Below are 25,065 nucleotides of genomic sequence, written 5' to 3' on the forward strand. Positions count from 1 at the left end.
AGGGCTCCGTTGCAGCGAGTTGAATGAACTCGGACGGTTGCCTTCACACGGTCGCGGCCGAGCCCCTCAGCAGCAGCCGCCCTGTGAGACTACGGGGGCGTTTCCCCTCGCTGTCAAGGTCGTCCACACTGTGAGCCGTACGTCTCAAGTCAGTTGACGCCCCACCGCATGCCTGTTCCACTTACCCCATGCATCCGCAGCAGTGGCTGGTCAAGCGCTCCCACATCGACCTCGGTCGCGTGTGGTCCTCCTCCTGTTGAGCTGACCCACTGCGCGCCCCCGTTCCGCGGGGCGCCTTTCGCGTTCTCCTCCCTTTTCCGCGTTCTTCGCCTTCACACACGCCCCTCCCCTCACCCGGCAACAGAACTGACGACGCCTCAGACGGCTCTCCTGCTCACCCGTTTGTCCCACTCGTCACCCATACGCCCCGAAGAATCATATTTCACTCATAGTCAGCAGCCGTATGGGAAACGACCCTTGGGGCACCCGGGCTCTCGACGTATTCCCTGTGCACCAGTACCGTCACAAACCCCCCGCGCGGCGGCTATCCACTTGGCGCGCGATCCGCATCATGGATGACCATAGGGATACATAAGCAAGAGAGACCGCTGTGAGAGGAGGCGTCCATGGGATCGGTGCGCAAAGCGAGTGCCTGGCTGGGCCTCGTTGACGACAACGATGACGAGCGTTACTACGACGACGACGGATACTCCGAAGGGACCGAGCCCGGGGATGCCTGGGTCACCGACCCCCGGGTCAAGGTGGCCTCGGACGTCGCCGAGGAGAAGGGCCGCCGGATCGGCACGGTGACCCCCGACAGCTTCAGAGACGCCCGGGCCATCGGCGAGATGTTCCGCGACGGCGTCCCCGTCATCATGAACCTCACCGCGATGGAGGCCGGTGACGCCAAGCGCGTCGTCGACTTCGCGGCCGGGCTGATCTTCGGACTGCGCGGCTCCATCGAACGGGTGTCCACCCGGGTGTTCCTGCTGACCCCCGCCAACACGGAGATCGTGAACGGCGACCCGGCACAGCACCGCACGGACGGCTTCTTCAACCAGAGCTGAGGCAGGGCCGCTCGTCGGCCCTGCCCCCGCGCAGGCTCTACCGGAACGCGTCCAGTCCGGTGAGCGCCTTGCCCAGCACCAGCTGGTGCATCTCGACGGTGCCCTCGTACGTCAGCACCGACTCGAGGTTCGTCGCGTGCCGCATCACGGGGTATTCGAGGGAGATCCCGTTGGCACCGAGGATCGTCCGTGCCGTACGGCAGATCTCGATGGCCTCGCGGACGTTGTTGAGCTTGCCGAAGCTGACCTGCTCGGGACGCAGGCGGCCGGCGTCCATGCGGCGCCCCAGGTGGTGGGCGAGCAGGATCCCCTTGTGCAGTTCGACCGCCATGTCGGCGAGCTTGGCCTGGGTCAGCTGGAAGCCGCCGATCGGCCGCCCGAACTGCTCGCGCGTCTTCGCGTAGTCGACGGCGGCCTCGAAACACGCCCGCGCCGCGCCCATCGACCCCCACACGATCCCGTACCGGGCGTGCGAGAGACAGCTCAGCGGCCCCTTGAGCCCGGCGACCTCCGGCAGCACCGCGTCGGCGGGCAGCCGTACGTCGTCCAGGACCAGCTCGCTGGTGACACTGGCCCGCAGCGACCACTTGTGCTTGATCTCGGGCGCCGAGAAACCCGGCACGTCGGTCGGCACCACGAACCCGCGGATGCCGTCGTCGGTCTGCGCCCACACCACGGCGACCCCGGCGACCGAGCCGTTGGTGATCCACATCTTGCGCCCGTTCAGGACCCAGTCCGTGCCGTCCTTCTTGGCGTACGTCCGCATGGAGGCGGGGTCGGAGCCATGGTCCGGCTCGGTCAGCCCGAAGCAGCCGATGACCTCGCCGGCGGCCATGCGGGGCAGCCAGGTCTGCTTCTGCTCCTCGCTGCCGAAGCGGTGGATCGCGTACATGGCGAGGGAGCCCTGCACCGAGACGAGGGAGCGGATCCCGGAGTCGGCCGCCTCCAGCTCCAGACAGGCGAGTCCGTACTGCACCGCGGAGGCGCCGGCGCAGCCGTACCCGCTGAGCGACATCCCCAGCGCGCCGATCTCACCGAGCTCACGGGCCAGTTCCCTGATCTCCGGCAGCTCGCCCTTCTCGTACCAGTCGGCGACGCGCGGCAGGACGCGGTCGGCGGCCCAGGTCCGCACGGTCGCGCGGATCGCCAGGTCCTCCGGCTCCAGCAGGTCGTCGATGCCGAGGGGGTCGGCGGGGTCGAACGGGGGCATGGCACATCCTCCGGCGGGCGAGCGGCTCGAAACTAGCAGCGCTAATCAGTCGTGCGGGGCCGACGCTACAACGCGGGCCCCCGCACAGCCAGACGCCCGCCCGGCAGGACGCACCTCAGGCCGAGACGCGGGACTCCGCGACCTCACGGGGCGAGGGCAGTTCCACGGCCGTCGGCGTCTCACCGCACTGCATGGTGCGCGGCAGCCGCAGCGCCATCACCGCGCCCAGCACCAGCAACCCCGCGCTCACCAGCAGGGTCACGTGCAGACCGTGCACGAAGGAGTCCCGGGCGGCGCGGCGCAGGGCGACCCCCGCGGATCCGCCGAGGCTGCCGGCCACGTCGTAGGCCTCGCCGAGGGAGTGCCCGGCCGACCGGGACGCCGACTCGGGGACCCCGGGCACGCCCGAGAGGCCAGGGGTGTAGGCCGCGTTCATCACGCTGCCGAGCAGGGCGATCCCGATGCCGGCGCCCAGTTGGTAGGAGGTCTCGCCGATCGCGGCGGCCCCGCCGGCCTGCTCCGGGGGTGCCTCGCTGAGCATCGACTCGTATGCCCCGAAGAGCGTGGTCTCCAGGCCGAACCCGAGCAGGACGAACCCGGACAGGAGCAGGCCGGTGTTGTCGGTGTCGCCCATCGCGGTGAGCAGCAGGACGGCCAGGGCGGTGAGACAGAACCCGGCGCTGACCATCCGGCGCGGACCGAACCGCCGCAGCAGACGCGCCCCGGCGAGCCCGGCCGCCATCGCGGCGACGGTGAGCGGCAGCAGTCGCAGACCGGTCTCCAGCGGGGAGAGGTCCAGGACCAGCTGGAGATACTGCGCCGCGATCAGTTCGAGGCCCACGAGGGCGAGCATCGCGAGGACGATGCAGCCGACGGAGGTGCTGAACGCGGGCCGCGCGAACATCCGCAGGTCCACCAAGGGGTGGGTGCGCCGCCGCTGCCGTCGTACGAACAGGACCAGCGACAGTGTGCCCACGATCAGCGGGACCGCGGTGAAGGCGTCGAGCTCGCCGCCGCCGAGCCGCTTCACGCCGAGCACCAGGGCGAACAGGCCGGCGGCCGCCATGAGGGCGCCGACCACGTCCCAGGGGCCGTCCGCGCTGCCCTTCGACTCGGGCAGCAGCAGTCGGCCGACCGGCAGGCTGACCAGCATCAGGGGGATGTTGACGAGGAAGACCGAGCCCCACCAGAAGTGCTCCAGCAGGAAGCCGCCGAGCAGCGGGCCGACCGCCGCGCCGACCGCGGCGACCGCGCTCCAGATGCCGATCGCGAGCGCCCGCTCACGCCGGTCGGGGAAGACCTGGCGCAGGATCGAGAGGGTCGCGGGCATGATCATCGCGCCGCCGACGCCGAGCAGGGCCCGCGCCAGGATCAGCACCTGGGCGCTGTCCGCGAGGGCGGCGACCGCGGAGGCGACACCGAAGAGGCCGTAGCCGAGCAGGAGGACGCGCCTGCGGCCCACGCGGTCGCCGAGCGTGCCGAAGAGGATCAGCAGCGAGGCGCAGGCGAGCGGGTAGACGTCGACGATCCAGAGCAGTTCTATCGCGCCGGGCTTGAGGTCCTCGGTGACGGCGGGCACCGCCACGTGCAGCACCGTCGCGTCGAGGGCGACCAGGAGCAGGCTGACGCAGAGGACGACCAGGACGACCCAGCGGTTTGCACCGGCCCCGGCCGCCCGACGGCGCAGCGCTGCGGCGGCCGTGGTCGTCCCGGACATGTACGTACCTCCCAGAAGTTCCCTCGCGTTCGGCGGGCACACGGGGCGGGGACTCCCCATGATCTCGGCCGGAGAGGAGCGGCTGTCTCCGGCCCGCGCAGCGAACGGCGGGTGACACGTCAGCGTACGCGAGTTCGCGCGTTCGCCCAGTGGTGGACCTCTCAGACATGGGACAGAACTCGTGTGGCGTACACCACTCTCCTTGTCTGCTCGCGTGCCCCTGGGGGCCGGACGGTTCGGCGCGCGGTCGATAATCGGACCCGTGACCGATCTTGGAACGCGCCCCGGACGGGCCCTGCGCCGAGCCGCCCCGGCACTGCTCGGCTACGCGGCCGTCCGCGCCCTGGGCCTTCTCACGCTGGCCCTGTGGAGCGCGGCGCGCGACAAGAGCGCGTACACCTTGTTGACGGCCCGCTGGGACGCGCTCTGGTACACCCGGGTCGCGGAACTGGGCTACGGCTACGAGGTGCGCCTCCCCAACGGGGACGTGCACTCCAACCTGGCCTTCTTCCCGCTGCTGCCCTGGCTGGAGCGACTGCTGTCCGCGCTCACGCCCCTGTCGTACGCCGACGCGGGTTTCGTGGTCTCCCTGCTCGCCTCGCTCGCCGCGGCCTGGGGTGTCTTCGCGGTGACGGACCACTTGTACGGCGCCCGGGCCGGCGTCTGCGCGGTCCTGCTGTGGGCCGTCCTGCCCGTCGGGATCGTCCAGTCGATGGCGTACAGCGAGTCGCTGTTCACGGCACTGGCGGCGTGGTCGCTGTACGCGGTCCTGACGGGGCGGTGGGTGACGGCGGGCCTCCTGGCCTCCCTGGCAGGCCTGACCCGCCCGGTCGGACTGGCGGTGGTGGCGGCGGTGTGGGTGACAGGTGCCGCGGCCTTCCTGCGGGAGCGACGGAACCGGGGCGCGACCGCGACGGTCGCCGGAGAACGGGACCGGGGTGAGGCCGAGGGCCGCACTTACAGGCGAACCCGCAGCGCGGCGGACCCGGGCGGCTCCCGTGCCGTCGAGCACGCCCCCCCGCCCGGCACGGCATCCATGACCGGGCGCGCGCCGGACCCGGAGGGCGCACTCACCCCTTCACACTCCCCCGGCGTCGGAGCCGGCGTGGCCCTCGGCATGGCGCTGGCCCCCCTCGGCACCGCCGCCTACGTCCTGTGGGTCGGTCACCGCACCGGCAAGGGCCCCCTCGGCTACCTCGACGTCCAGGCCGGCTGGCGGAACGGGTTCGACGGCGGGTACGCGTTCGCCCGTTTCATCGGTGACAAGTTCACGTCGTTCCCGTCCGCGCTCGCCGGAGCCGGACTGATCGTCGGGGTCGCTCTGATCATCCGGCTGTACGTCCTCTGCGTGCGCCAGGGCCAGCCGCTGCCCCTGTTGGTGTACGCGGGGGTCGTCACGGCACTCGCCCTGTGCGCGTCGAGCTACTTCGGCTCGAAACCGCGCCTGCTGATGCCCGCCTTCCCCCTGCTGCTCCCCCTCGCCCTGGCCCTCGCCCGAGCGAAGACCCGCAGGTCAGCCACGGTCGTGGCCGCCGTCACCGTCGCCTCCGCCCTGTACGGCGCGTTCTGGCTGAACGGCTCGGGTCCGCCATGATCGACGGGGCGGCCCCCCGGGCGTCCATGAGCGGCCGGACAATTCCACCCCATGATTCGGTGAACGAATTCATAAGGGCCATAAAACCGGAACCCAGAATGATCAAAGGAATTGAAGGGCGGAGCCGCCCACCTTTGCGGAATCCCTGGATATAAACCTCCACCTGAGAGGAATCCCACATCACATCGTCATCACAAAGCCGCTGATTCGACAGGGAACAGAGCTCACTCGCTGTAACGTCGATTGGGTGCGTACCGAACGAAACCCCACCCGTCTGGACCGGGTGTTCGCCAGGCTGGACCGTGAGCCGGAACGGCCGGCCCACCTCAGCGTGCCGAGAGCAAGCCGTCACCGGACGGTCCTCGTGGTCGCGGCCCTGGCGTTCTACCTGGCGATCGTGTGGCTGGTGGTGACCACCTCGTGGCTGGTCCGCCTCGACTGGCAGGTCATGTTCTTCCGGCCGTACCAGCAGTGGGCGTCCATCCACTGGTTCGTCGACTACTACGTGGTCCTGGGCCAGCGCGGCCCGACCGCGGTGATGGTCGCGGCCTGGCTGGGCTGGCGTTCCTGGCGGCAGCACACCCTGCGCCCGCTGCTGACCCTCGGCACCTCGCTGCTGCTGCTGAACATCACCGTCGGCGCCGCCAAGTACGGCATGGGACGGCTCGGACCGCACTACGCCACCGTCATCGGCTCGAACGAGATGGGCATGGGCGGCGATATATTTCCCAGCGGTCACACCGCCAACGCCGTGGTGACCTGGGGAATCCTGGCCTATCTGGCCTCCACCCCCAGGGCCCGCCGCTGGCTGTCCGCGATCTCCGCGGTGACCTCGCTGGGCGTCGGCATGGCCACCGTCTACCTCGGTACGCACTGGCTGAGCGACGTCCTGCTGGGCTGGGTCGCGGGGCTGCTGATCCTGCTGGCGCTCCCCTGGTTCGAGCCGCTGATCGCCCGCACCGAGGTCTACGCCTTCGACCTGCGCGACCGCTGGCGGGCCCGCGGCGGCGTCAGGGCCCCGGCCCCCGTCACCCCGGTCACGGCCCCCGCACCGGCCCGGCTCAAGCCGCTCACCGCCCCGCAGAACGAGACCGCGGCCCGCGAGGCCGTCGCACCGCCGCGCGGACCCAGGACACCGATCCATCTGTCCCCCGGCCCGCACACCAGCCGCTCGGAGCGCACCCCGGTCACCCCGGCCGGCAGCCGCCGTCCACCGCACTCCGACCGCCTCGTTCGCGGCACCCCGTCCCCGGCCACCCGCCCGCTGACCGGCGGCTGACCACCGCCTTCACAGGTACGCACACCACCTCGCAGCGGTACGACGACGAAGGTCCCGGCTCCTTTCCAGGAGCCGGGACCTTCGTCGTCGTACCGGGGATCTCAGCCCTTCCAGGCCCGCGCGACGAAGCCGTCCTTCACCTCGAAGTTCAGCCGGCCCGCGCGGTACTCCATCGTGATGATCGCCCCCGGCGGCAGCGACCGTACCGTCGACCAGCCCCGCTCGCACGCGATCCGCTCGGCGGCTGCGGAGTCGAGGCCGACGTAGGTGTCCGGGCTGTCGTCGGGTTCGGCGGACGGTGTGGGAATGGGTGCCATGGCGCCACGCTAGGCCCTGCCCGGCAGCCACGGAAGTCCGGACCCGGCCCCCCTCCTGTCACGCTTCTGTCACAGGATCAAGGCCCGCGTTTCCCTAGCGGTGCGTCACACGGACGGGCGTTTCCCTAGCCCGTCCGCGGGTATTCGAACGAAATTCCCGCGTGTCCCCCGACTTCCCCGAAAGGCCTGTGAGAAGGCTGGGCGAAGAACAGCCGCGGCTCCTTTGCCCGCCTATACCGGACAGGGTCGGGGAAGCTGACACCGCATAAGAAATACACGGTTCCGGCACAGAACCCCCTTACGCCCCCCTGTCGCCGCGCACTACGGCGCGAGCATCATGGCGTGAGCCGAGCGAAGGGGCGAGCGATGGGGACGCAGACCGCGCAGGCGACGGCAGGACCCGTGCGGACCAGGCGGCACAAGCGGCGCGGGCGGCTGGTCGTGGACTGGCTGACCACCACGGACCACAAGAAGATCGGCCACCTCTATCTGATCACGTCGTTCGTGTTCTTCCTGGTCGGCGGGGTCATGGCCCTGCTGATGCGCGCCGAACTCGCCCGCCCCGGGCTCCAGATCATGGACAACCAGCAGTACAACCAGCTGTTCACGATGCACGGCACGATCATGCTGCTGCTCTTCGCGACCCCGAGCTTCGCGGGCTTCGCCAACGAGCTGATGCCGCTCCAGATCGGCGCCCCGGACGTGGCCTTCCCGCGGCTGAACATGCTGTCGTACTGGTTCTTCCTGTTCGGCGGCCTGATCGTGCTGGGGTCGCTGCTCGTGCCGACCGGTCCCGCCGCCTTCGGCTGGTTCGCCTACGCGCCCCTGAACAACTCCGCGCACTCCCCCGGCGTCGGCCCCGACCTGTGGATCATGGGCCTGGCGCTGGCCGGCTTCGGCACGATCCTCGGGGCGGTCAACTTCATCACCACGATCATCGGGATGCGCGCACCCGGCATGACCATGTTCCGGATGCCGATCTTCACCTGGAACACCCTGTTCACGTCGATCCTGATCCTGCTGGCGTTCCCGGTGCTCGCGGCCGCCCTGCTGGTGCTGGAGGCGGACCGGCGCTTCGGCTCGCGGGTCTTCGAGGCGGGCAACGGCGGGGCGCTGCTGTGGCAGCACCTGTTCTGGTTCTTCGGGCATCCCGAGGTGTACATCATCGCGCTGCCGTTCTTCGGCATCATCACGGAGATCATCCCGGTCTTCAGCCGCAAGCCGATCTTCGGTTATCTGACGCTGGTGGCGGCCACGATGTCGATCACCGGTCTGTCGATCGTGGTGTGGGCCCACCACATGTTCGTCACCGGCGCGGTGCTGCTGCCGTTCTTCTCGTTCATGAGCTTCCTGATCGCCGTCCCGACAGGGGTGAAGTTCTTCAACTGGACCGGCACGATGATCAAGGGCTCGCTGTCCTTCGAGACACCGATGCTGTGGGCCACGGGCTTCCTGGTGACGTTCCTGTTCGGCGGCCTGACCGGCGTGCTGCTGGCCTCGCCGCCGCTGGACTTCCACGTCTCGGACACCTACTTCGTGGTGGCGCACTTCCACTACGTCGTCTTCGGCACGGTCGTCTTCGCGATCTTCGCCGGCTTCTACTTCTGGTGGCCCAAGTTCACCGGGAAACTGCTCGACGAACGGCTCGGCAAGATCCACTTCTGGACGCTGTTCGTGGGCTTCCACACCACGTTCCTGGTGCAGCACTGGCTGGGTGCGGAGGGCATGCCCCGCCGGTACGCGGACTATCTCGCCGCGGACGGCTTCACCGCCCTGAACACGGTCTCCACAATCGGCGCGTTCCTGCTCGGCATGTCGACGCTGCCGTTCCTCTACAACATCTGGAAGACCGCGAAGTACGGCGTGCCGGTCGAGGTGGACGATCCCTGGGGCTTCGGTCGCTCCCTGGAGTGGGCGACCTCCTGCCCGCCGCCGCGGCACAACTTCACGACGCTGCCGCGGATCCGTTCCGAGTCCCCGGCGTTCGACCTGCACCATCCTGAGTACGCGGCCCAGGCTCCGCAGCCGGAGCCGAAGAGCGAGCAAGCGAGCGAGCAAGCCGGTCACGAACCGTCCTGATCGCCTCGGTCAGCTCGGCGGGCTCCAGCACCTCGAACTCGAAGCCGGTCAGCACCACATGGATCACCATGACGTCGAGGCTGGAGGCCCCGGTCCGCAGGATGCAGCTGCCGGGCCCCTCCGCCTCCAGCACTCCGGCGCTCGGCGAGATCCGCTCGGCGGCCTCCTCGACGGGCACCAGCAGCCGCACGACCGCGTGCGAGGCGTACGCGCGCGTGGAGACGCCTCGCGAGACATAGGCGGCCAGGTCGTCGGCGGGCGGGGTGCGCGGGGTGAAGCGGGGGCCGTGCGGCGGCTTCGGAGTGATCCGGTCGACGCGGAAGGTCCGCCAGTCGTCGCGGTCCAGGTCCCAGGCGACCAGGTACCAGCGCCGCTCGCTGCACACCAGGCGGTGCGGTTCGACGGTACGGCGGCTTACGGCGCCCCCGTGGTCGCTGTACTCGAAGCGCAGGCGCTCGGCGTCCCGGCACAGGTGGGCCAGCTCGGTGAGGACGGCCGGGTCGACGGCGGAGGGCTGAGGGCCGCGCAGCATCGGCACGGTGAAGGCGTTCAGGGCACCCACCCGGCGGCGCAGCCGGCCCGGCAGGACCTGCTCCAGCTTGGCGAGGGCCCGCACCGAGGTCTCGCCGATGCCCTCGATGCCCTGTCCGGCGGCGGTGCGCAGTCCGACGGCGACCGCGACGGCCTCGTCGTCGTCAAGGAGCAGCGGGGGCAGCTCGGCGCCCGCGCCCAGCTGGTAGCCGCCGCCGGTGCCGGGGCTGGCGTTGACGGGGTAGCCCAGCTCGCGCAGCCGGTCCACGTCCCGGCGCACGGTGCGCGGGGTGACGCCGAGGCGGGCGGCGAGGTCGGCGCCGGACCAGTCGCGGTGGGCCTGGAGGAGCGAGAGCAGGCGCAGCAGTCGTGCCGAGGTCTCCAACATGGAGCCGAGTCTGCCAGTCATCGCGGACAGCAGCTGTCCGCAAGTCCTCCTACCTTGGACTTATGGCAGACAACAGCGTGCACAGCCACCGGATCGACATCCCGCAGGCCCGGCTCGACGACCTGCGCACCCGCCTGGACCTCACCCGCTGGCCGGACGAACTCCCGGACGCCGGCTGGGAGTACGGTGCCTCCCTGCCGTATCTCCGCGATCTGGCCGGCTACTGGCGGAACGCCTACGACTGGCGCAAGCACGAGGCCGCTCTCAACGAACTCCCGCAGTTCGTCACCGAGATCGACGGTGCCCGGGTGCACTTCCTGCACCTGCGTTCCGCCCGCCCGGACGCGCTCCCGCTGGTCCTGACGCACGGCTGGCCGGGCTCGGTGGTGGAGTTCCTCGGGGTGATCGGCTCCCTGCGCGAGGACTTCCACCTCGTGATCCCGTCCATCCCGGGCTTCGGCTTCTCCGGGCCGACACGCGACAAGGGCTGGAACGTCAACCGGGTCGCCCGCGCCTGGGCGGAGCTGATGCGCAGGCTCGGCTACGAGCGGTACGGCGCCCACGGTGGCGACCTCGGCGCGCTGATCTCCCCCGCGCTGGCCCGTGTCGCCCCCGAGTCCGTGGTCGGCGTCCATGTGAACGCCGCCTCGGTCGGCTTCATCCCGCTCGGCCCGGTCGACGAGGAGGCACGCCAGGGGCTGACCGACCGCGAGCTGAGGAGCCTCGCGAGCATCGCCGACTTCACCACAGACGGCTTCGGCTACAACGTCCTCCAGTCGACCCGCCCGCAGACCCTGTCGTACGGCCTGACCGACTCGCCCGTCGGCCAACTGGCCTGGATCATGGAGAAGTTCCAGGCGTGGACGCACTCCTCGGCGGCCCTGCCGGAGGATGCGATCGACCGGGACACCCTGCTCACGAACGTGATGCTGTACTGGCTGACCGGCACGGCCGGTTCCGCCGCCCGCATGTACTACGAGAACAGCCATGTGCCGGACTGGTTCCCGACATCGACCTCGGGGGTGCCGACCGCGGTGGCCAACTTCGGCGAGGACGTGGCGATCCGCCGCTGGGCCGAGCAGGCCAACACCGTGGTCCGCTGGACCGAGTTCGACCGCGGCGGCCACTTCGCCGCCCTGGAGGTCCCGGAGTTGCTGTCCGGGGACATCAGGGAGTTCTTCGGCTCACTGCGGTGACGGACACCGACAGGTCACTGCTGGTAGGGCAGTTGCGGAACGTCGAAGCAGGTGTCGTTCATGTCGCCCTGGGCGACCCAGCCGCGGCCGTCCTTCCAGCGGGCCACCGAGAGGCAGGTCTCGCGGTGCTTCGGCGGCTCGGAGAGGCGCTCGAACCTGACAGGCAGGAGGAGGCCGTCCGCGGTGTAGCCCTGGCTGCGGTTCATGTACGCGTCGACACACGCGCGCGTGATGCCCTGTTCCGCGCACGACCTCGCCGCGTCGGTGAACCACATCGCGGCCGCCCAGCCCTCCAGCTGCCACTGGGAGTGCGTGCTGAGCCCCTTCGTGGCGTCCCTGAAGGCGCGTACGGCCGCGTTGCCGGTGTCCTCGAAGTTCCGGCTGGATCCGGTGGCCCACAGGGCGTTGCGGCAGTGCGGGGCGTCCTTGTAGTCGTCGGGCACGGTGGAGGTCCAGTTCTGCACGTTGGTGACCTTGGCGGTGACCTCGACCCCGGCCTGGTCCATCGCCTCGCACAGCCGGGCGTTGCCATGGCTGTCGACGGCGTCGAAGACCAGGTCGACGCCCTGCTCCTTGAGATCGGCCGCCACGGCACGGAAGTTGGGCAGCGCGAAGTCGACCTGCTCGGGGACCACCTGGTAGCCCTCGGCCCTGAGCCCCTGCTCGACGAGGTCGGCGTAGGCGGCGGAGGCGGCCTGGTTGTACGACACGACAGCGGCCGTACGGGCCCCGTGCTCGCGCTTGAAGTAGCGGTAGACCTCGGTGCCGCCGTACTGCTTGCCGTCCCAGCCGGTGGTGCCGGCGCGGGGCGCCAGGCTGCCGTAGATGCCGTAGAGGTGCGGCCAGGTGTCGTAGGCGGCACCGATGGGCTGGCCGCCGATGTCGGGCACGCGCGCGTGGGAGACGCGGGAGGCGCCCGCGTAGTCGAGGGCGGTGGTCGCGACCAGGGCGACCACCTTGTCCTCGTCGAGCAGCCGGTGCACGCAGGTGTTGTTGCCGACGCCGCTGCCGCCGTCGTCGCACTCGCGCACCTCGACCCTGCGTCCTTCGACGCCCCCGTGCGCGTTGAGCCGCTCGAAGTACGCCTTGGCCCCGTCGCGGGGGCCGGTGAAGGCGTCGCCGCCGACCGGGCTGGTGGCGCTGGTGACGATCCCGACCCGGATCGGCCCGGCGTCCTGGGCGGGGCCGGCGCGCTCCCGGTGCTCGAAGTCGCTCTCCGGCAGCCGGCTGCCGCACGCCGTGCCCACCGCGAGCAGCAGGACGGCGAGGGCGGCCTCAGCAGCCCGGCAGCGCCGACGCCGTGGCATTGCCGCTCAACTGGACCAGCGCGCACAGGGTGTTGACCGACACCTTCCAGTGGCCGCCCTCCTCGACCGCCGTGCCGGAGGCGTCCGGAAGGGCCGTGGCGCCGTTCAGGAGCAGGGTGTACGTCACGGTCGCCTGGTCCGGTTTCGTGAACTGCACCTTGGTGACCTGCGCCTTGACCTGCCCGCCCCGCTGGTCACCGCTGAACGCCCGGAGCACCGGCCCCATCTCGTCGCCGTTCTCCAGGACGGCCTGCTTGTCCTTGGTGGAGGTCTTCGGGTCGAAGAACTTCTGCCAGTTCGTCCCGATCTCGCGCCGGGCGGCCGCCGCGTCGGCGGGTCCTCCGGTCGACGGGGCCGCGGACGGTGCGCTCCGCTCCACCGAAGGCGTCGGGGGCGGGCTCTCGCTGCCGCCGCCGCTGTCGTCGCTGCACGCCGTGAGGGCCATGGCGAGGACGAATCCCGCCACCAGCCCCCGGCTGCCGTTCCCCCATGTGCGGTCGCTCCCGAGAACCATCTGGCTCACCACCGGGTGTCGGTCCGGGCCACGTGCGCCCGGTGCTTTCAGGGTCAGCTTCAAGAAGGCATAGTGCAAGCGATGGGTGGACTTGCACAGGGTCAGGCACGCGACATGTGGGAGCCAGAGATGCGGACAGCCCGACTGCGGACCGTGCACCCCGTCCTCTGGGCAGGCTGGGCCGCCCTCGCCGCGGGCGCGGTGCTCTGCGTCATCGGCTGGTACGGCGTCTCGGGCGAGCGGTACGCCGAGCGGCAACTGCCCTACCTCGCCTCCTGCACGGTGCCCGGAGCCGCGCTGATCGTCGCCGGCGCCGTCCTCCTCACCCACGGCCGTGGCGCGCTCGCCGCCACGCGCGTGGAGGAGCTGTACGGCCTCCTGGTCGCCGCGGAGCCCGCCGAGGCCGGGGACCCCGCCACGAGCGCGCCCCTGGCGGTGAGCGGGGACCTGCTGATGGTGCCCGGCGGCACGCTCTGGCACCGCGCGGACTGCCCGCTGGTCTCCGGGAAGGCGGAGGCGGTCCCGGTGGACGCGAAACTCCTGGCGAGCGGTGAGCTGGGCCCCTGCCCGATCTGCGAGCCCGTCGAAGAGACCGACTGATGTCCTCGCTGACCTGGGACCTCACCCTGGCCGGTCTGTCGGTCGGCAGCGCGGCCGCGCTCACCGGGGTCGGCCTGATCGTGACGTACCGCGCGACCGGGGTGCTGAACTTCGCGCACGGGGCGCTCGCGATGGTGTGCGCGTATGTGCTGCGGCAGTGCGTGGTGGAGTGGGGGTGGCCGCTGTGGGCCGGGGCGGCGCTGACCCTCCTGGTGCTGGCTCCGGCACTGGGAGTGGTGCTGGAGCGCCTCGTCTTCCGGCCGCTGTCCGTCCTGGGCGGCGATCCGGCCCGGACCCTGGTGGCCTCCATCGGGGTGTTCGTGCTGCTGGTGGGCGGGGCCGCGCTGCTGTGGGGCCAGGGCGCCCGGGACGACGCCCCGGAGCTGGTGGCGGCCGACCCGTGGGGGCAGTTGGCGATCGTGCTGGTCCTGGCCGTCGGGGTGGGCGCGGTGATCCGCTGGACCCGCTTCGGGCGGGAGCTGCGGGCGGTGGTGGACGACCGGAGGCTGGCCGTGCTCGGCGGGATCGACGCCGACCGGGTGGCGGCGGCCTGCTGGGCGTTCGGGTCGTTCACGGCGGGCCTGACGGGCGTGCTGCTGGCCCCCTACGTCCGCCTGGACCCGTACGGCCTGCCGTTGCTCGTCATGGAGGTGGTCGCGGTCGCGGTGGCGGCACGGATGCGGAGCCTGCCGGTGGCCGTCCTGGTGGCCCTGACGATCGGGGTCGCCCAGAGCCAGCTGACGAGGCTGCACCCCTCGGGCTGGGGCGCACCTCTGCTCCAGGCGGTCGGCGCGAACCTTTTCGTCGTGGCCCTGCTGATCGCGTCCCTGGTGCTCCCCGGCGTCGGCACCCGTGACGCGCTGCCGCGTACGGCCACCGCGCGCGTGCCGACGCCGCCGGGCGCGTGGATCGTGGCGGCGGTGCTGTTCCTGCTCCCGCTGGGCTTCGCCGGCCCGGACCTGCACACGTCGGTCCAGGTCCCGGCGCTGGGTGTGGTGCTGCTCTCGCTGGTGGTGGTGACGGGCCGAGGCGGCCAGATCTCCCTCGGGCAGGCGGCCTACGCGGGTCTGGGAGCCCTGTTCACCGCGCTCCTCGCCGCGGGCCGCTTCCCGGGTCTGCCCCGGCTGCCGGAACTGGCGGCACTCGCGCTGGCGGTGCTCCTGGTGGCTCCCCTGGGCCTCCTGACGGGGTGGCCGGCGATCACCCGCCGGGGCCTGGCGCTGGCCCTCGCGACCTTCGCGGTCGGCGTCGGCGTGAGCCGCTTCGTCTTCGCCCAGCCGTACGCCACGTCCGGCCTCTCCCTGGACCGCCCCCGGGGCTTCGACGGCGACCGCGCGTACTACGTCCTGGAGCTGGCCCTGCTGACACTGGCCCTGCTGGCGACCCACGCCCTGCGCAGGGGCCGCACGGGGCGTGCCCTGGCCTCCCTGCGCGACCACGAGCAGGGTGCGTCGGCGGCGGGCGTCCGGGTCCCCGCCCTGAAGCTGCTGGCCTTCGTGGCGGGCGCCGCCCTGGCCGCCCTGGGCGGCGGGATGCTCGCCATGGGCCTGCGCGCCTTCGATCCCGCCGCCTACGACCCCGTCCGCAGCCTCCTCTGGTTCGCCGCGGTGATGGTCCTGGGCGCCGACAGCACCCTGGGCGCGCTGGCGGCGGCGGCCCTGCTGGTCGGCCTGGACGCGGGAGCACGGGGCGGGGTGGCAGCGGCCCTGATCGGCGTGCTGGCGGTCCTGGTGGGCCGCTTCCCCGGGGGCCCGTACGAGGCCGTACGACGGCTACGGTCCGGGCGGAGACCGGCGCTGACGGCCACGGGCCGGGCGGCGCAGCACCGACTGGGGTCGGCGCAGCTGTCCTCGACCGCAGCAACGGCGAGCACCCCGACGGCGGACACCGGCGGGGCCGGACCCACCCCGACCCACCGCCGAAGCCCCCGTGCGGGTGGGAACACGAAGACGAACCCGGCCGGAGGCCGGGGAGTCCTCACCGCCCACGACCTCCACGCCCGCTACGACGGCTTCACCGCCCTCGCCGGAGTCGACCTGACCGTCCCCCCGGGCAGAATCACCGCGATCATCGGCCCCAACGGAGCCGGAAAGAGCACCCTCTTCCACTGCCTGGCAGGAACGATCCGCCCCACCCGAGGCCAAGTCAGCTACGCCGACAGGAACATCACCCCCCTGTCCCCCCACACCCGCACCCGCCTCGGCATCTCCCGCACCTTCCAGCAACTCGCCGTCTTCCCCACCTTGACCGTCACCGAGAACGTGCAACTGGGCGCAGAGCAGGGTCACATCAAGGACCCGTCCGCCACGGACCGCGCCCTGAGACTCCTGCACCTCGACGGCCCCCTCCGGGACGCCCCCGCCGCCGGTCTCCCCACGGGCACCCTCCGCCGGGTCGAACTCGCCAGAGCCCTGGCCGGCACCCCGGGCGTCCTCCTCCTGGACGAACCCGCCGCCGGCCTGGACACCGCCGAAGTGGCCGACCTCGCCCGCGTCCTGAGGGCCCTGGCCGCCGACGGCACGGCCCTCCTCGTCGTCGAGCACGACCTGGACCTGGTCGCCGACCTGGCGGACGTGGTGCACGTCATGAGCGCGGGCCGCATCGTCGCCTCCGGGCCCCCGGCCCACGTGCTGGACGCTCTCGACGCCCGGGAGACGGCCGTATGAACGGAATCTCCCTGCGCCACGCGCGCGTGCGCTACGGCCCCCTGGAGGCCCTGCACGGCGTCACCCTCACCGCCCCCGCCCCCGCCCCCGGCCTCACCGTCCTGCTGGGCCGCAACGGTTCCGGCCGTACCACCATCCTGCGCGCCCTGGCCGGGACAGTGCCGCTCACGGACGGCCGCGTGGTGTGGGACGGGGCCGACGTGACCCGGGTGCCGGCATACGAGCGGGCCCGGCGCGGGCTGTGCCTGGTTCCCGAGCGCCAGGCGGTGTTCGGCTCGCTCACCGTCCGCGAGAACCTCGAACTCGCCGCTCCCGCATACGATCTCGCCCTGGACGCCTACCCGCAGCTGGCCCCGCTCCTCGCCCGCCGCGCCGGCACCCTCTCCGGCGGCGAGCAGCGCATGCTCGCCCTTTCCCGTGCCCTTCTGGCACGCGCGCGCGTGGTCCTCGTCGACGAACCCGCGCAGGGCATGTCCCCGGCGGTCGCGGCCCGCACGTACGACCTCCTCGCCACGCTGGACGCGTGTGTGGTGGTGGCCGAGCAGCGGCTGCCGCCCGCACTGCTCGGCCGGCCGGCGATCGTGTACGAACTGCGGCGCGGCACGGTCGTGTTCGCCGGGGAGGCAGCCGAACTGCGGCCGAGGTGAATCGAACCGAGCCCCCCGTGGACGCCCAGGGCCCCGCCCGGTCGGAGGACGACCGGACGGGGCCCCGTGCCCACGGCAGGGGGAGCCCTCAGATCTCGAGGCGCTGCCCGGGCACGATCAGGTCGGGGTCGGCACCGATGACGGCCTTGTTGAGGGCGTAGAGCCGCTGCCAGGTGGTCCCGTGCCGGGTGGCGACCTTGCTGAGCGTGTCGCCGGTGCGGACGGTGTAGTCGCCGCGGGACGCGCTGCGGTTGGTGTGGCCCTCCGAACGGACCGGCTTCTTCACCGGCTTGGCGGGAGCGGCCTTGGTCGAGGACGAGCTCTCCGCGGAGCCGGAGGAGGCGGCGGGCGCGCCGCCGTACGCCCCGGCCCGGGCCGAGCAGGTCGGCCAGGCGCCCCATCCCTGGGCGCCCTGGACCTTGGTGGCCACGGCGATCTGCTGTGACTTGGTGGCCTGGTCGGCGGTGGGTGCGTAGGCCGTACCGCCGTACGCGCGCCAGGTGCCGGCGGAGAACTGGAGTCCTCCGTAGTAGCCGTTGCCGGTGTTGATGTGCCAGTTCCCGCCGCTCTCGCACTGGGCGATGCGGTCCCACACTCCGCCGTCGGCCGCCACGGAGTTGCCGGCCGCGGCCAGCAGTCCGAGGGGGGCGAGCAGGGCGGCCCCGGCGAGGGCCGCGGTGGTCCGGGTCTTACGAGCGCTGTCGCGCGTGGTATCGGCACATTCGGACATGTGATTCCCTCTCGAACAACTCGGGGTCCCCCAAGGCGGGGCGCGCTCCCGGCACAGGGGCCGGGTGGTCGCGCTCCGCCCCGTCCGCCGAAGGTGGTGCGAAGTGCTGGCTTGGTGCGTCGGCGGACGTTCCCGAGCGGTGCTCGCTGCACACGGCGGAGGAATGTAGAGAGCCTGTGGAGGGGACAGCAACCAACTCCTCGTCGTAGCAGGTCAGTTGACGGTTACCGCGGGTATCGACATTTTTCGGCCACCCACTTCATCAGTGGATTTCCTGATTTGTCGAACAGAGCCGTTGCCATTCTGTGACCCGGTTCACGCAACCAACTCCCTTGACCTCCCCTCCACTTGACGCTGAGTGCCCGATTCCGCACCCGTGGTGACCCTGCGCGCTGGATGGTTCGATTCCGTTCGCCCTGAAGCGTGACTCCGGCCACAGATCACCCGTTGTCTTCTTCATGAGCCCGGGACCCGCCCGAGCACCACATCCCGAGGGAGCCACCCGTGCCGCGCATGCTCGACGTCAGCGACGAGGTACGTGCCGAGATCGGCGACGAAGAAGCCGACCGGCTGCTCGCCGGCGAGAACGCACCCGGCAGTTACGACTGCACCTCCTGCCGCACCCAGGGCGACTCCGAACAGGAGCGCACCAGCACCGTCCTGTTCATCGGCGACGAGACCGCCGTCCTGGCCTTCGCCCACGCCACCTGCCTGCCCTCCCAGGTCGTCCAGGTCACCGAGGAGCAGCTCCAGGGCGCGGTGAAGTCCATCACCGGCGACACCGTGGACCTCGACCCGGACAAGGTCGCACCCGAGCAGGCGGTGCTCGGGGTGACCAGCGGACTCGTCCTGATCGCCGGGGAGTTGCACCCGGCGCTGGTCGTGGAACCGACCGGGCCGATCGTGCGGCCGGGCGCGACGGGACTCGGCGACGACTTCCTGCCGCTGCTCATCGAGCAGGGGTTCATGCCGCTCACCACGATCGACTCGGTGCCGTCGGTGCTGCACGGCTGGTCGGTGCTGCTGGCGGTGGGCCAGCTGCACGCGGTGCTCCAGCCGTCGGCCAACGGCGGCCAGCCGGTGGCCTGGTGGCAGGCGCACCAGCCGCTCCAGGTCACCGAGAGCTGGCGGGCGGCCGCGAACAAGCACCAGCAGGTGCTGATGTTCGCCGCCCCGGTGGGCTCCATCGGCCGCCAGCCGCGCGAGGACCTGCTCCGGGACGCGCTGGACAAGGCCGCGGCCAACGGGAAGCTGGTGGCCGCAGCGATGCCCCTGGCCGGGACGTGAGGGTCCGCCTGGCCGGGGCGTCAGGGGGCTGCCTGGCCGGGGCGTGAAGGTCCATCGGCCGGGACGCGCGGGTGCCCCCTGATCACGCACCCGCATCCCTGAAGTCCCGCGGTCGTTTGGACATACGTGCACCCATACGACGCTCCGCGCCGGTTTCCCGGCGGACCATCGGCCACGCCGATCTACGACGCGCTCTACTCCGAGTACGTCAAGACCTTCCGTTCGCTGCCGGGTGACCGCAGCGGCGAGGAGGAGCTGGGCTTCACCGCGTTCGGGAACACCCCGCACGCCTCGGGCTCGTTCAGCAGCTCGTACAGCGCCTACAGCGCGGGGGCGTTCAGCGCCCGCCAGCAGTCGCAGTGGCAGCGGGTGGGTCACATCGGGCAGCAGCACACAGGGATGCACCACGTCCCGGCGGCGCTGCCGCCCGGCCCGCGCAGAGGGATCTGAAGCATGAGTGAGGGGGCGGTCCCGGCCGGGACCGCCCCCTCACTCATGCCCGCGTCACTTCTTCTTGGTGTTCTTGGCGCCGCGCTTCTCGCGCACCCGCACCGAGATGTGGATCGGGGTGCCCTCGAAGCCGAACTCCTCGCGCAGCCGGCGCTCGATGAACCGCCGGTAGCCCGCCTCGATGAACCCGGAGGCGAAGAGCACGAACCGCGGCGGCTTGGTGCCGGCCTGGGTGCCGAAGAGGATGCGCGGCTGCTTGCCGCCCCGGATCGGGTGCGGGTGGGCGGCGACGAGCTCACCGAGGAAGGCGTTGAGGCGACCGGTGGGGACCCGGGTCTCCCAGCCCGCCAGGGCCGTCTCGATCGCCGGGACCAGCTTCTCCATGTGCCGTCCGGTCTTCGCCGAGACGTTCACCCGCGGCGCCCAGGCGATCTGGCCGAGCTCGGTCTCGATCTCCCGCTCCAGGTAGTAGCGGCGCTCCTCGTCGAGGGTGTCCCACTTGTTGTAGGCGACGACGATGGCACGGCCCGCGTCCACGGCCATGGTGACGATCCGCTGGTCCTGCACGGAGATGGACTCGGAGCCGTCGATCAGGATGACCGCGACCTCGGCCTTCTCGACGGCGGCCGCGGTCCGCAGCGAGGCGTAGTAGTCGGCGCCCTGCTGGAGGTGGACCCGCTTGCGGATACCGGCGGTGTCGACGAACTTCCAGGTGACACCGCCGAGTTCGATCAGCTCGTCGACCGGGTCACGGGTGGTGCCGGCCAGCTCGTTGACAACGACCCGCTCCTCGCCGGCCACCTTGTTCAGCAGCGAGGACTTGCCGACGTTCGGGCGGCCGATCAGCGCGATCCGGCGGGGGCCGCCGATCCCGGTGCCGCCGAAGGTCTGCTCGGGCGCCTCCGGCAGCGCCTCCAGGACCGCGTCCAGCATGTCGCCGGTGCCCCGGCCGTGCAGCGCGGAGACGGGGTGCGGCTCGCCGAGGCCCAGGGACCACAGGTACGCCGCGTCGGACTCACCGCTCAGACCGTCGACCTTGTTGGCGGCCAGCACCACGGGCTTGCCGGCCTTGCGCAGCAGTCGTACGACCGCCTCGTCGGTGTCGGTGGCACCGACCTTGGCGTCGACGACGAACACGACGGCGTCGGCGGCCTCGATCGCGAACTCGGCCTGCGCGGCGACGGAGGCGTCGATGCCGAAGACGTCCTGCTCCCAGCCGCCGGTGTCGACGACCTTGAAGCGGCGCCCGGACCACTCGGCCTCGTAGGTCACGCGGTCGCGGGTGACACCGGGCTTGTCCTCGACGACGGCCTCGCGGCGCCCGATGATGCGGTTGACGAGGGTCGACTTGCCGACATTGGGGCGGCCGACGACGGCGAGCACGGGCAGCGGCCCGTGGCCGGCCGCCTCGATGGCGCCCTCGACGTCCTCGATGTCGAAGCCCTCTTCCGCGGCGAGCTCCATGAACTCCGCGTACTCGGCATCGCCAAGCGCCCCGTGGTCGTGCTCCTCGCCCGAGCCCTCGGAGTGGATGTGGTCGTTCATGAAGTCCGTACCTCGTTCATCGTGGTGATCGGTGGATCCGCCGGCCCTTTCGCCGGTCCGATCCACTACTCAGTGTCGCCTAGCGCCCGGTCAGGCGCCTGGCGTTTTCCAGGTGGCTGCTCAGCTGCTTCTGGATGCGCTCGGTCGCCTCGTCCAGCGCCCTGCGGGTGCGGCGTCCGCTGCCGTCGCCCGCGTCGAAGGGGTCCCCGAAGACGACGTCGACCCGGCTGCGCAGCGGAGGCAGCCCCTTTATCAACCGTCCGCGCTTCTCGGAGCTTCCCAGCACCGCGACCGGGACGATCGGCGCCCCGCTGCGTACGGCGAAGTAGGCGAGCCCGGCGCGCAGCGCGGCGAAGTCGCCCTCGCCGCGGGTGCCCTCCGGGAAGATCCCGAGGACACCGCCGGCCGACAGGACGTCCAGGGCCTGGGTGATGGCCGTGCGGTCGGCGCCCGACCGGTCGACCTTGACCTGTCCGATGCCCAGCAGGAACGGGTCCAGCGGCCCGACGAACGCTTCCTTCTTGATCAGGAAGTGCGTCGGCCGGGGCGCCACACCCATGACCATCGGACCGTCGATGTTGTGGGAGTGGTTGACGGCGAGGATCGCGGGACCGGTCGCGGGCATCCGCCAGGCACCCAGCACCCGGGGCTTCCACAGCCCGTACATCAGGCCGACGCCGATCCGCCGCCCGACCTCGGCACCCTTCTCCGAGGGAACGGTCTTCCCCGAAGGGACGGCCTTCTGCGAAGGAACGGTCACTTCCCGGCCCGCTTCTCCTCGACGAGAGTCACGACACACTCGATGACCTGCGCGAGGGTGAGCTCGGTGGTGTCCACCTCGACCGCGTCGTCCGCCTTGGCGAGCGGCGAGGTCTTCCGGCTGGAGTCGGCCGCGTCCCGCTTGATCAGGGCCTCGCGGGTGGCCTGGACGTCGGCGCCCTTGAGCTCACCGCTGCGGCGGGCGGCGCGGGCCTCCGGCGAGGCGGTGAGGAAGATCTTGAGGTCGGCGTCGGGCAGCACGGTCGTGCCGATGTCCCGCCCCTCGACGACGATGCCCTTCTCCGCGGAGGTCGCGAGCGAGCGCTGGAGCTCGGTGATCCGGGCCCGCACCTCGGGCACCGCGCTCACGGCGCTGACCTTGGAGGTGACCTCCTGGGTGCGGATCGGACCGGCCACGTCCGTGCCGTCGACCGTGATCGTGGGGTTCTCCGGGTCGGTGCCGGAGACGATCTCCGGCTTGCCGGCCACGGCGGCGATCGCGGTCGGGTCGTCGATGTCGATGCCGTTGTTCACCATCCACCAGGTGATCGCCCGGTACTGGGCGCCGGTGTCCAGGTAGCTCAGCCCCAGCTGTGCGGCCACAGCCTTCGAGGTGCTCGACTTGCCCGTGCCGGAGGGGCCGTCGATGGCGACAATCACGGGCTGGGCGGCGCCGTTTTCCACGGGGGGACACCTTTCGGGTGCGTCTGGCGGACGGTGTGAGGGCGCGACTGTGCCCCGCACCAGGTTACTGGGTGCGCGTCACTCGTCCGGACGCGCACCGAAGGGCGGACCGGCGACGCCGACCGGCCGCGCCGCTCACCGCCGGATCGCCCAGCCTCGTTCCCGCAGTGAGGCACTGAGCACGGGCGCCGCCTGCGGTTCCACCATCAGCTGCACCAGACCCGCCTGCTGCCCCGTCGCGTGCTCGATCCGCACGTCCTCGATGTTCACGCCCGCCCGGCCGGCGTCCGCGAAGATCCGGGCCAGCTGTCCCGGCTGGTCGTCGATGAGCACGGCCACGACCTCGTACACCCGCGGGGCGGACCCGTGCTTGCCGGGCACCCGCACCTGGCCGGCGTTCCCGCGTCGCAGCATGTCCTCGATCCCGGACGTGCCCTCGATCCGCTTGGCCTCGTCGGCGGACTGGAGCGCCCGCAGCGCCCGTACCGTCTCCTCCAGGTCCCCGGCGACATCGGTGAGCAGGTCGGCCACCGGCCCCGGGTTCGCGGAGAGGATGTCGATCCACATCCCGGGGTCGGACGCGGCGATGCGGGTCACGTCCCGGATTCCCTGACCGCACAGCCGTACGGCGGCCTCCTCGGCGTGCTCAAGTCGCGCCGCGACCATGCTGGAGACCAGGTGGGGCATGTGCGAGACGAGCGCCACGGCCCGGTCGTGGGCGTCGGCGTCCATGACCACCGGCACCGCACGGCAGTGCGAGACCAGTTCCAGCGCGAGGTTGAGCACCTCGGTGTCGGTGTCCCTGGTCGGGGTGAGGACCCAGGGCCGGCCCTCGAAGAGGTCCGCGGAGGCGGCCAGCGGCCCGGACTTCTCCCGCCCGGACATCGGATGCGTACCGATGTACGAGGACAGGTCGAGCCCCAGCGCCTCCAGTTCCCGGCGCGGCCCGCCCTTGACGCTGGCCACGTCGATGTAGCCACGGGCGACACCGCGCCGCATGGCACCGGCGAGCACCTCTGCCACGTGCGCGGGCGGCGCGGCCACGATCGCGAGGTCGACCGGCCCCTCGGGCACCTCGTCGGTGCCCGCGCCGAGCGCGGCCGCCGTACGGGCCTGCTCGGGGTCGTGGTCGGCGAGGTGCACGATGACGCCCCGTGACACCAGCGCCAGCGCGGCGGACGTGCCGATGAGCCCGGTCCCGACGACGAGCGCGGTCCTCACTGCGCGATGTCCTTGCGGAGGGCGGCCGCGGCGCCGAGGTAGACGTGCGCGATGTCGGCGCGGGCGCGGTCGGACTCTATGTGCGCGAGGACCCGGACCACGCGGGGCATGGCGCCCTCGATGTCGAGTTCCTGGGCGCAGATCAGCGGGACGTCAACGATGCCGAGCTTGCGGGCCGCGGCGGCCGGGAAGTCGCTGTGCAGGTCGGGCGTGGCCGTGAACCAGATGCTGATCAGGTCGTCGGCGGTCAGCTCGTTCCGCTCCATGATGGCGGTGAGCAGCGCCCCGACCTGCTCGTCCATGTGGCCGGCCTCGTCCTGTTCGAGTTGGACGGCGCCCCGGACCGCTCGTACCGCCACGGCGTTGCTCCTTGCTGCTGTGATGCCGGCTCTGTGCACGACCAAGCCTAGTCAGCCCGCGTGGCCGGGGTGCTCGGCGCCCGCCCCGTGAGACGGCCGCACGGGCCAGGTCAATGTCACCCGAATGTCCCGGTTCCGCTACTTGGGGCGAAACACACCCGTGCGCCCCTGGACGCGGGCCCCCGGGTCCGCTCTCATGGCAGGAACCCAGCCTCGGGGGAGGCCCCTCATATGAAGCGTTCCGGACCGCTGCTGACTCTGCTCGCGGGACTGCTGCTCGGCCTGTTCATGCTCTCGCTCAACGCCACGACGGGAGAGAAGCCCACGTCGTCCTACGTGAAGCCGCCGTCGTCCGGCAAACCCAGCACGAAGGCGTCACCGAGCACCCCACCGGCACGGACGTCCTCGCCGCCCAGCACGTCTCCGGCCCGGACGCCGCTGCCCGAGGGCGTCTACACGGGCCGTACCGACGACGACTCCTCCGCGGTCGCGATCACCGTCCGCGGCGACAAGGCGATCGCGTACGTCTGCGACGGCCACAACATCGAATCGTGGCTCCAAGGCTCCGTGAAGGACGACGGCAGCCTGCGCCTGACCGGCAAGGACGGCGCGAGCCTGGAGGGCAGGGCCAAGGGGACCAAGGCGATCCGCGGCACCGCCAGGGTCGGCAGCGGCAGCTACCCCTTCACGATCAAGAAGACCAAGAAGTCGTCCGGTCTCTACCGGGCGAACAGCACGGTGGCCGGCGCGAGGATCGAGGGCGGCTGGATCGTGCTCCCGGACGGGAAGCAGGTCGGCATCCTCAGGCGCGACGGCAAGCCTTCCCCCGCACCCGCGATCGACCCGGAGACCGGTGCGGTGACGGTCGACGGACAACAGCTCACGGCCCGTCCGGTAACCCCCTGACCTCGCCCGAGG

22 protein-coding genes and 1 pseudogene are annotated in these 25,065 nt (G+C 71.4%); 11 read left to right on the forward strand and 12 right to left on the reverse strand.

Annotation, left to right across the window (positions count from 1 at the left end):
- Positions 1–626: 626 nt before the first annotated feature.
- A complete protein-coding gene (locus H295_RS0131845) occupies positions 627–1,067 on the forward strand; it encodes a cell division protein SepF (RefSeq protein WP_020139399.1) in 441 nt (146 codons plus the stop codon).
- A 37-nt stretch (positions 1,068–1,104) separates the two neighbouring features.
- On the opposite strand, the gene H295_RS0131850 is transcribed toward H295_RS0131845, so the two are convergent.
- Both H295_RS0131850 and H295_RS0131855 read right to left on the reverse strand, forming a co-directional pair.
- Entirely contained in the window at positions 1,105–2,277 is a 1,173-nt protein-coding gene (locus H295_RS0131850) for an acyl-CoA dehydrogenase family protein (RefSeq protein ID WP_020139400.1), read from the reverse strand.
- 115 nt (positions 2,278–2,392) lie between these two features.
- On the reverse strand, positions 2,393–3,994 hold the full coding sequence (locus H295_RS0131855; protein WP_020139401.1) for an MFS transporter: 1,602 nt from the start codon (positions 3,992–3,994) through the stop codon (positions 2,393–2,395).
- Positions 3,995–4,256: 262 nt separating this feature from the next.
- On the opposite strand from H295_RS0131855, the gene H295_RS0131860 reads away from it, so the two are divergent.
- Positions 4,257–5,588, forward strand: coding sequence for a mannosyltransferase family protein (locus H295_RS0131860; protein WP_020139402.1), 1,332 nt, complete (start codon positions 4,257–4,259; stop codon positions 5,586–5,588).
- Between the two features lie 247 nt (positions 5,589–5,835).
- Positions 5,836–6,867 (forward strand): phosphatase PAP2 family protein, encoded by a 1,032-nt coding sequence (locus H295_RS0131865; RefSeq protein ID WP_020139403.1) that lies wholly within the window; start codon positions 5,836–5,838, stop codon positions 6,865–6,867.
- 101 nt (positions 6,868–6,968) lie between these two features.
- On the opposite strand, the gene H295_RS0131870 is transcribed toward H295_RS0131865, so the two are convergent.
- Entirely contained in the window at positions 6,969–7,184 is a 216-nt protein-coding gene (locus tag H295_RS0131870) for an I78 family peptidase inhibitor (RefSeq protein WP_020139404.1), read from the reverse strand.
- A 366-nt stretch (positions 7,185–7,550) separates the two neighbouring features.
- Here H295_RS0131870 and ctaD point away from each other — a divergent pair.
- Positions 7,551–9,086 (forward strand): annotated as a pseudogene (gene ctaD, locus H295_RS0131875) (cytochrome c oxidase subunit I); the annotation flags it as partial.
- A 43-nt stretch (positions 9,087–9,129) separates the two neighbouring features.
- On the opposite strand, the gene H295_RS45860 reads toward ctaD, so the two are convergent.
- Positions 9,130–10,182: a helix-turn-helix transcriptional regulator gene (locus H295_RS45860; protein ID WP_020139406.1), complete on the reverse strand. Its 1,053-nt coding sequence runs from the start codon at positions 10,180–10,182 to the stop codon at positions 9,130–9,132.
- 62 nt (positions 10,183–10,244) lie between these two features.
- Here H295_RS45860 and H295_RS0131885 point away from each other — a divergent pair, with 62 nt between their 5' ends.
- A complete protein-coding gene (locus tag H295_RS0131885) occupies positions 10,245–11,378 on the forward strand; it encodes an epoxide hydrolase family protein (RefSeq protein ID WP_020139407.1) in 1,134 nt (377 codons plus the stop codon).
- A gap of 14 nt (positions 11,379–11,392) precedes the next feature.
- Here H295_RS0131885 and H295_RS0131890 read toward each other — a convergent pair whose 3' ends face one another.
- Both H295_RS0131890 and H295_RS0131895 read right to left on the reverse strand, forming a co-directional pair.
- On the reverse strand, positions 11,393–12,685 hold the full coding sequence (locus H295_RS0131890; RefSeq protein WP_020139408.1) for an ABC transporter substrate-binding protein: 1,293 nt from the start codon (positions 12,683–12,685) through the stop codon (positions 11,393–11,395).
- On the reverse strand, positions 12,654–13,199 hold the full coding sequence (locus H295_RS0131895) for a hypothetical protein (RefSeq protein ID WP_234021717.1): 546 nt from the start codon (positions 13,197–13,199) through the stop codon (positions 12,654–12,656). The genes H295_RS0131890 and H295_RS0131895 overlap by 32 nt, the downstream gene beginning before the upstream one ends.
- Before the next feature lie 129 nt (positions 13,200–13,328).
- Between H295_RS0131895 and H295_RS0131900 the strand changes: the two genes are divergently transcribed.
- The 3 genes from H295_RS0131900 to H295_RS0131910 are packed head-to-tail and all read left to right on the forward strand — an operon-like array spanning position 13,329 to position 17,112.
- Complete coding sequence (locus H295_RS0131900) at positions 13,329–13,799, forward strand: hypothetical protein (protein WP_020139410.1); 471 nt, start codon at positions 13,329–13,331, stop codon at positions 13,797–13,799.
- Positions 13,799–16,465 (forward strand): ABC transporter permease subunit, encoded by a 2,667-nt coding sequence (locus tag H295_RS0131905; RefSeq protein ID WP_020139411.1) that lies wholly within the window; start codon positions 13,799–13,801, stop codon positions 16,463–16,465. Before H295_RS0131900 ends, H295_RS0131905 begins: the two co-directional genes overlap by 1 nt.
- Positions 16,462–17,112 (forward strand): ABC transporter ATP-binding protein, encoded by a 651-nt coding sequence (locus H295_RS0131910; protein ID WP_020139412.1) that lies wholly within the window; start codon positions 16,462–16,464, stop codon positions 17,110–17,112. The genes H295_RS0131905 and H295_RS0131910 overlap by 4 nt, the downstream gene beginning before the upstream one ends.
- Positions 17,113–17,200: 88 nt before the next feature.
- Here the strand turns inward: H295_RS0131910 and H295_RS0131915 are convergent, their stop codons facing one another.
- Positions 17,201–17,842, reverse strand: coding sequence for a transglycosylase family protein (locus H295_RS0131915; protein ID WP_020139413.1), 642 nt, complete (start codon positions 17,840–17,842; stop codon positions 17,201–17,203).
- A 504-nt stretch (positions 17,843–18,346) separates the two neighbouring features.
- Between H295_RS0131915 and H295_RS0131920 the strand changes: the two genes are divergently transcribed.
- Positions 18,347–19,129, forward strand: a complete 783-nt coding sequence (locus H295_RS0131920) for a hypothetical protein (RefSeq protein WP_020139414.1) — start codon at positions 18,347–18,349, stop codon at positions 19,127–19,129.
- Between the two features lie 126 nt (positions 19,130–19,255).
- A complete protein-coding gene (locus H295_RS0131925) occupies positions 19,256–19,579 on the forward strand; it encodes a hypothetical protein (RefSeq protein ID WP_020139415.1) in 324 nt (107 codons plus the stop codon).
- Between the two features lie 54 nt (positions 19,580–19,633).
- Here H295_RS0131925 and der read toward each other — a convergent pair whose 3' ends face one another.
- The 5 genes from der to aroH all read right to left on the reverse strand — a co-directional run bounded on the left by der (position 19,634) and on the right by aroH (position 24,147).
- Positions 19,634–21,124, reverse strand: a complete 1,491-nt coding sequence (gene der, locus H295_RS0131930; RefSeq protein WP_020139416.1) for a ribosome biogenesis GTPase Der — start codon at positions 21,122–21,124, stop codon at positions 19,634–19,636.
- Positions 21,125–21,203: 79 nt separating this feature from the next.
- A complete protein-coding gene (locus tag H295_RS0131935; protein WP_420706279.1) occupies positions 21,204–21,923 on the reverse strand; it encodes a lysophospholipid acyltransferase family protein in 720 nt (239 codons plus the stop codon).
- Entirely contained in the window at positions 21,881–22,567 is a 687-nt protein-coding gene (gene cmk, locus H295_RS0131940) for a (d)CMP kinase (RefSeq protein WP_020139418.1), read from the reverse strand. The genes H295_RS0131935 and cmk overlap by 43 nt, the downstream gene beginning before the upstream one ends.
- A 135-nt stretch (positions 22,568–22,702) precedes the next feature.
- Positions 22,703–23,788, reverse strand: a complete 1,086-nt coding sequence (locus tag H295_RS0131945; protein WP_020139419.1) for a prephenate dehydrogenase — start codon at positions 23,786–23,788, stop codon at positions 22,703–22,705.
- Positions 23,785–24,147, reverse strand: a complete 363-nt coding sequence (gene aroH / locus H295_RS0131950) for a chorismate mutase (protein WP_020139420.1) — start codon at positions 24,145–24,147, stop codon at positions 23,785–23,787. The genes H295_RS0131945 and aroH overlap by 4 nt, the downstream gene beginning before the upstream one ends.
- A gap of 231 nt (positions 24,148–24,378) precedes the next feature.
- On the opposite strand from aroH, the gene H295_RS0131955 reads away from it, so the two are divergent.
- Entirely contained in the window at positions 24,379–25,053 is a 675-nt protein-coding gene (locus tag H295_RS0131955) for a hypothetical protein (protein WP_020139421.1), read from the forward strand.
- Positions 25,054–25,065: the final 12 nt, after the last annotated feature.

The sequence above is a fragment of the Streptomyces sp. 351MFTsu5.1 genome (genome assembly GCF_000383655.1).
Taxonomy (GTDB): domain Bacteria; phylum Actinomycetota; class Actinomycetes; order Streptomycetales; family Streptomycetaceae; genus Streptomyces; species Streptomyces griseorubiginosus.

Bases quoted from the DNA above. Each gene is read 5' to 3' on its own strand.
- H295_RS0131910 (WP_020139412.1), top strand. From the start codon at position 16,462: ATGAACGGAATCTCCCTGCGCCACGCGCGCGTGCGCTACGGCCCCCTG.
- H295_RS45860 (WP_020139406.1), bottom strand. From the start codon at position 10,182: ATGTTGGAGACCTCGGCACGACTGCTGCGCCTGCTCTCGCTCCTCCAG.
- H295_RS0131905 (WP_020139411.1), top strand. From the start codon at position 13,799: ATGTCCTCGCTGACCTGGGACCTCACCCTGGCCGGTCTGTCGGTCGGC.
- H295_RS0131845 (WP_020139399.1), top strand. From the start codon at position 627: ATGGGATCGGTGCGCAAAGCGAGTGCCTGGCTGGGCCTCGTTGACGAC.
- H295_RS0131885 (WP_020139407.1), top strand. From the start codon at position 10,245: ATGGCAGACAACAGCGTGCACAGCCACCGGATCGACATCCCGCAGGCC.
- H295_RS0131855 (WP_020139401.1), bottom strand. From the start codon at position 3,994: ATGTCCGGGACGACCACGGCCGCCGCAGCGCTGCGCCGTCGGGCGGCC.
- H295_RS0131870 (WP_020139404.1), bottom strand. From the start codon at position 7,184: ATGGCACCCATTCCCACACCGTCCGCCGAACCCGACGACAGCCCGGAC.
- H295_RS0131955 (WP_020139421.1), top strand. From the start codon at position 24,379: ATGAAGCGTTCCGGACCGCTGCTGACTCTGCTCGCGGGACTGCTGCTC.
- H295_RS0131900 (WP_020139410.1), top strand. From the start codon at position 13,329: ATGCGGACAGCCCGACTGCGGACCGTGCACCCCGTCCTCTGGGCAGGC.
- der (WP_020139416.1), bottom strand. From the start codon at position 21,124: ATGAACGACCACATCCACTCCGAGGGCTCGGGCGAGGAGCACGACCAC.
- H295_RS0131890 (WP_020139408.1), bottom strand. From the start codon at position 12,685: ATGCCACGGCGTCGGCGCTGCCGGGCTGCTGAGGCCGCCCTCGCCGTC.
- H295_RS0131895 (WP_234021717.1), bottom strand. From the start codon at position 13,199: ATGGTTCTCGGGAGCGACCGCACATGGGGGAACGGCAGCCGGGGGCTG.
- H295_RS0131915 (WP_020139413.1), bottom strand. From the start codon at position 17,842: ATGTCCGAATGTGCCGATACCACGCGCGACAGCGCTCGTAAGACCCGG.
- H295_RS0131850 (WP_020139400.1), bottom strand. From the start codon at position 2,277: ATGCCCCCGTTCGACCCCGCCGACCCCCTCGGCATCGACGACCTGCTG.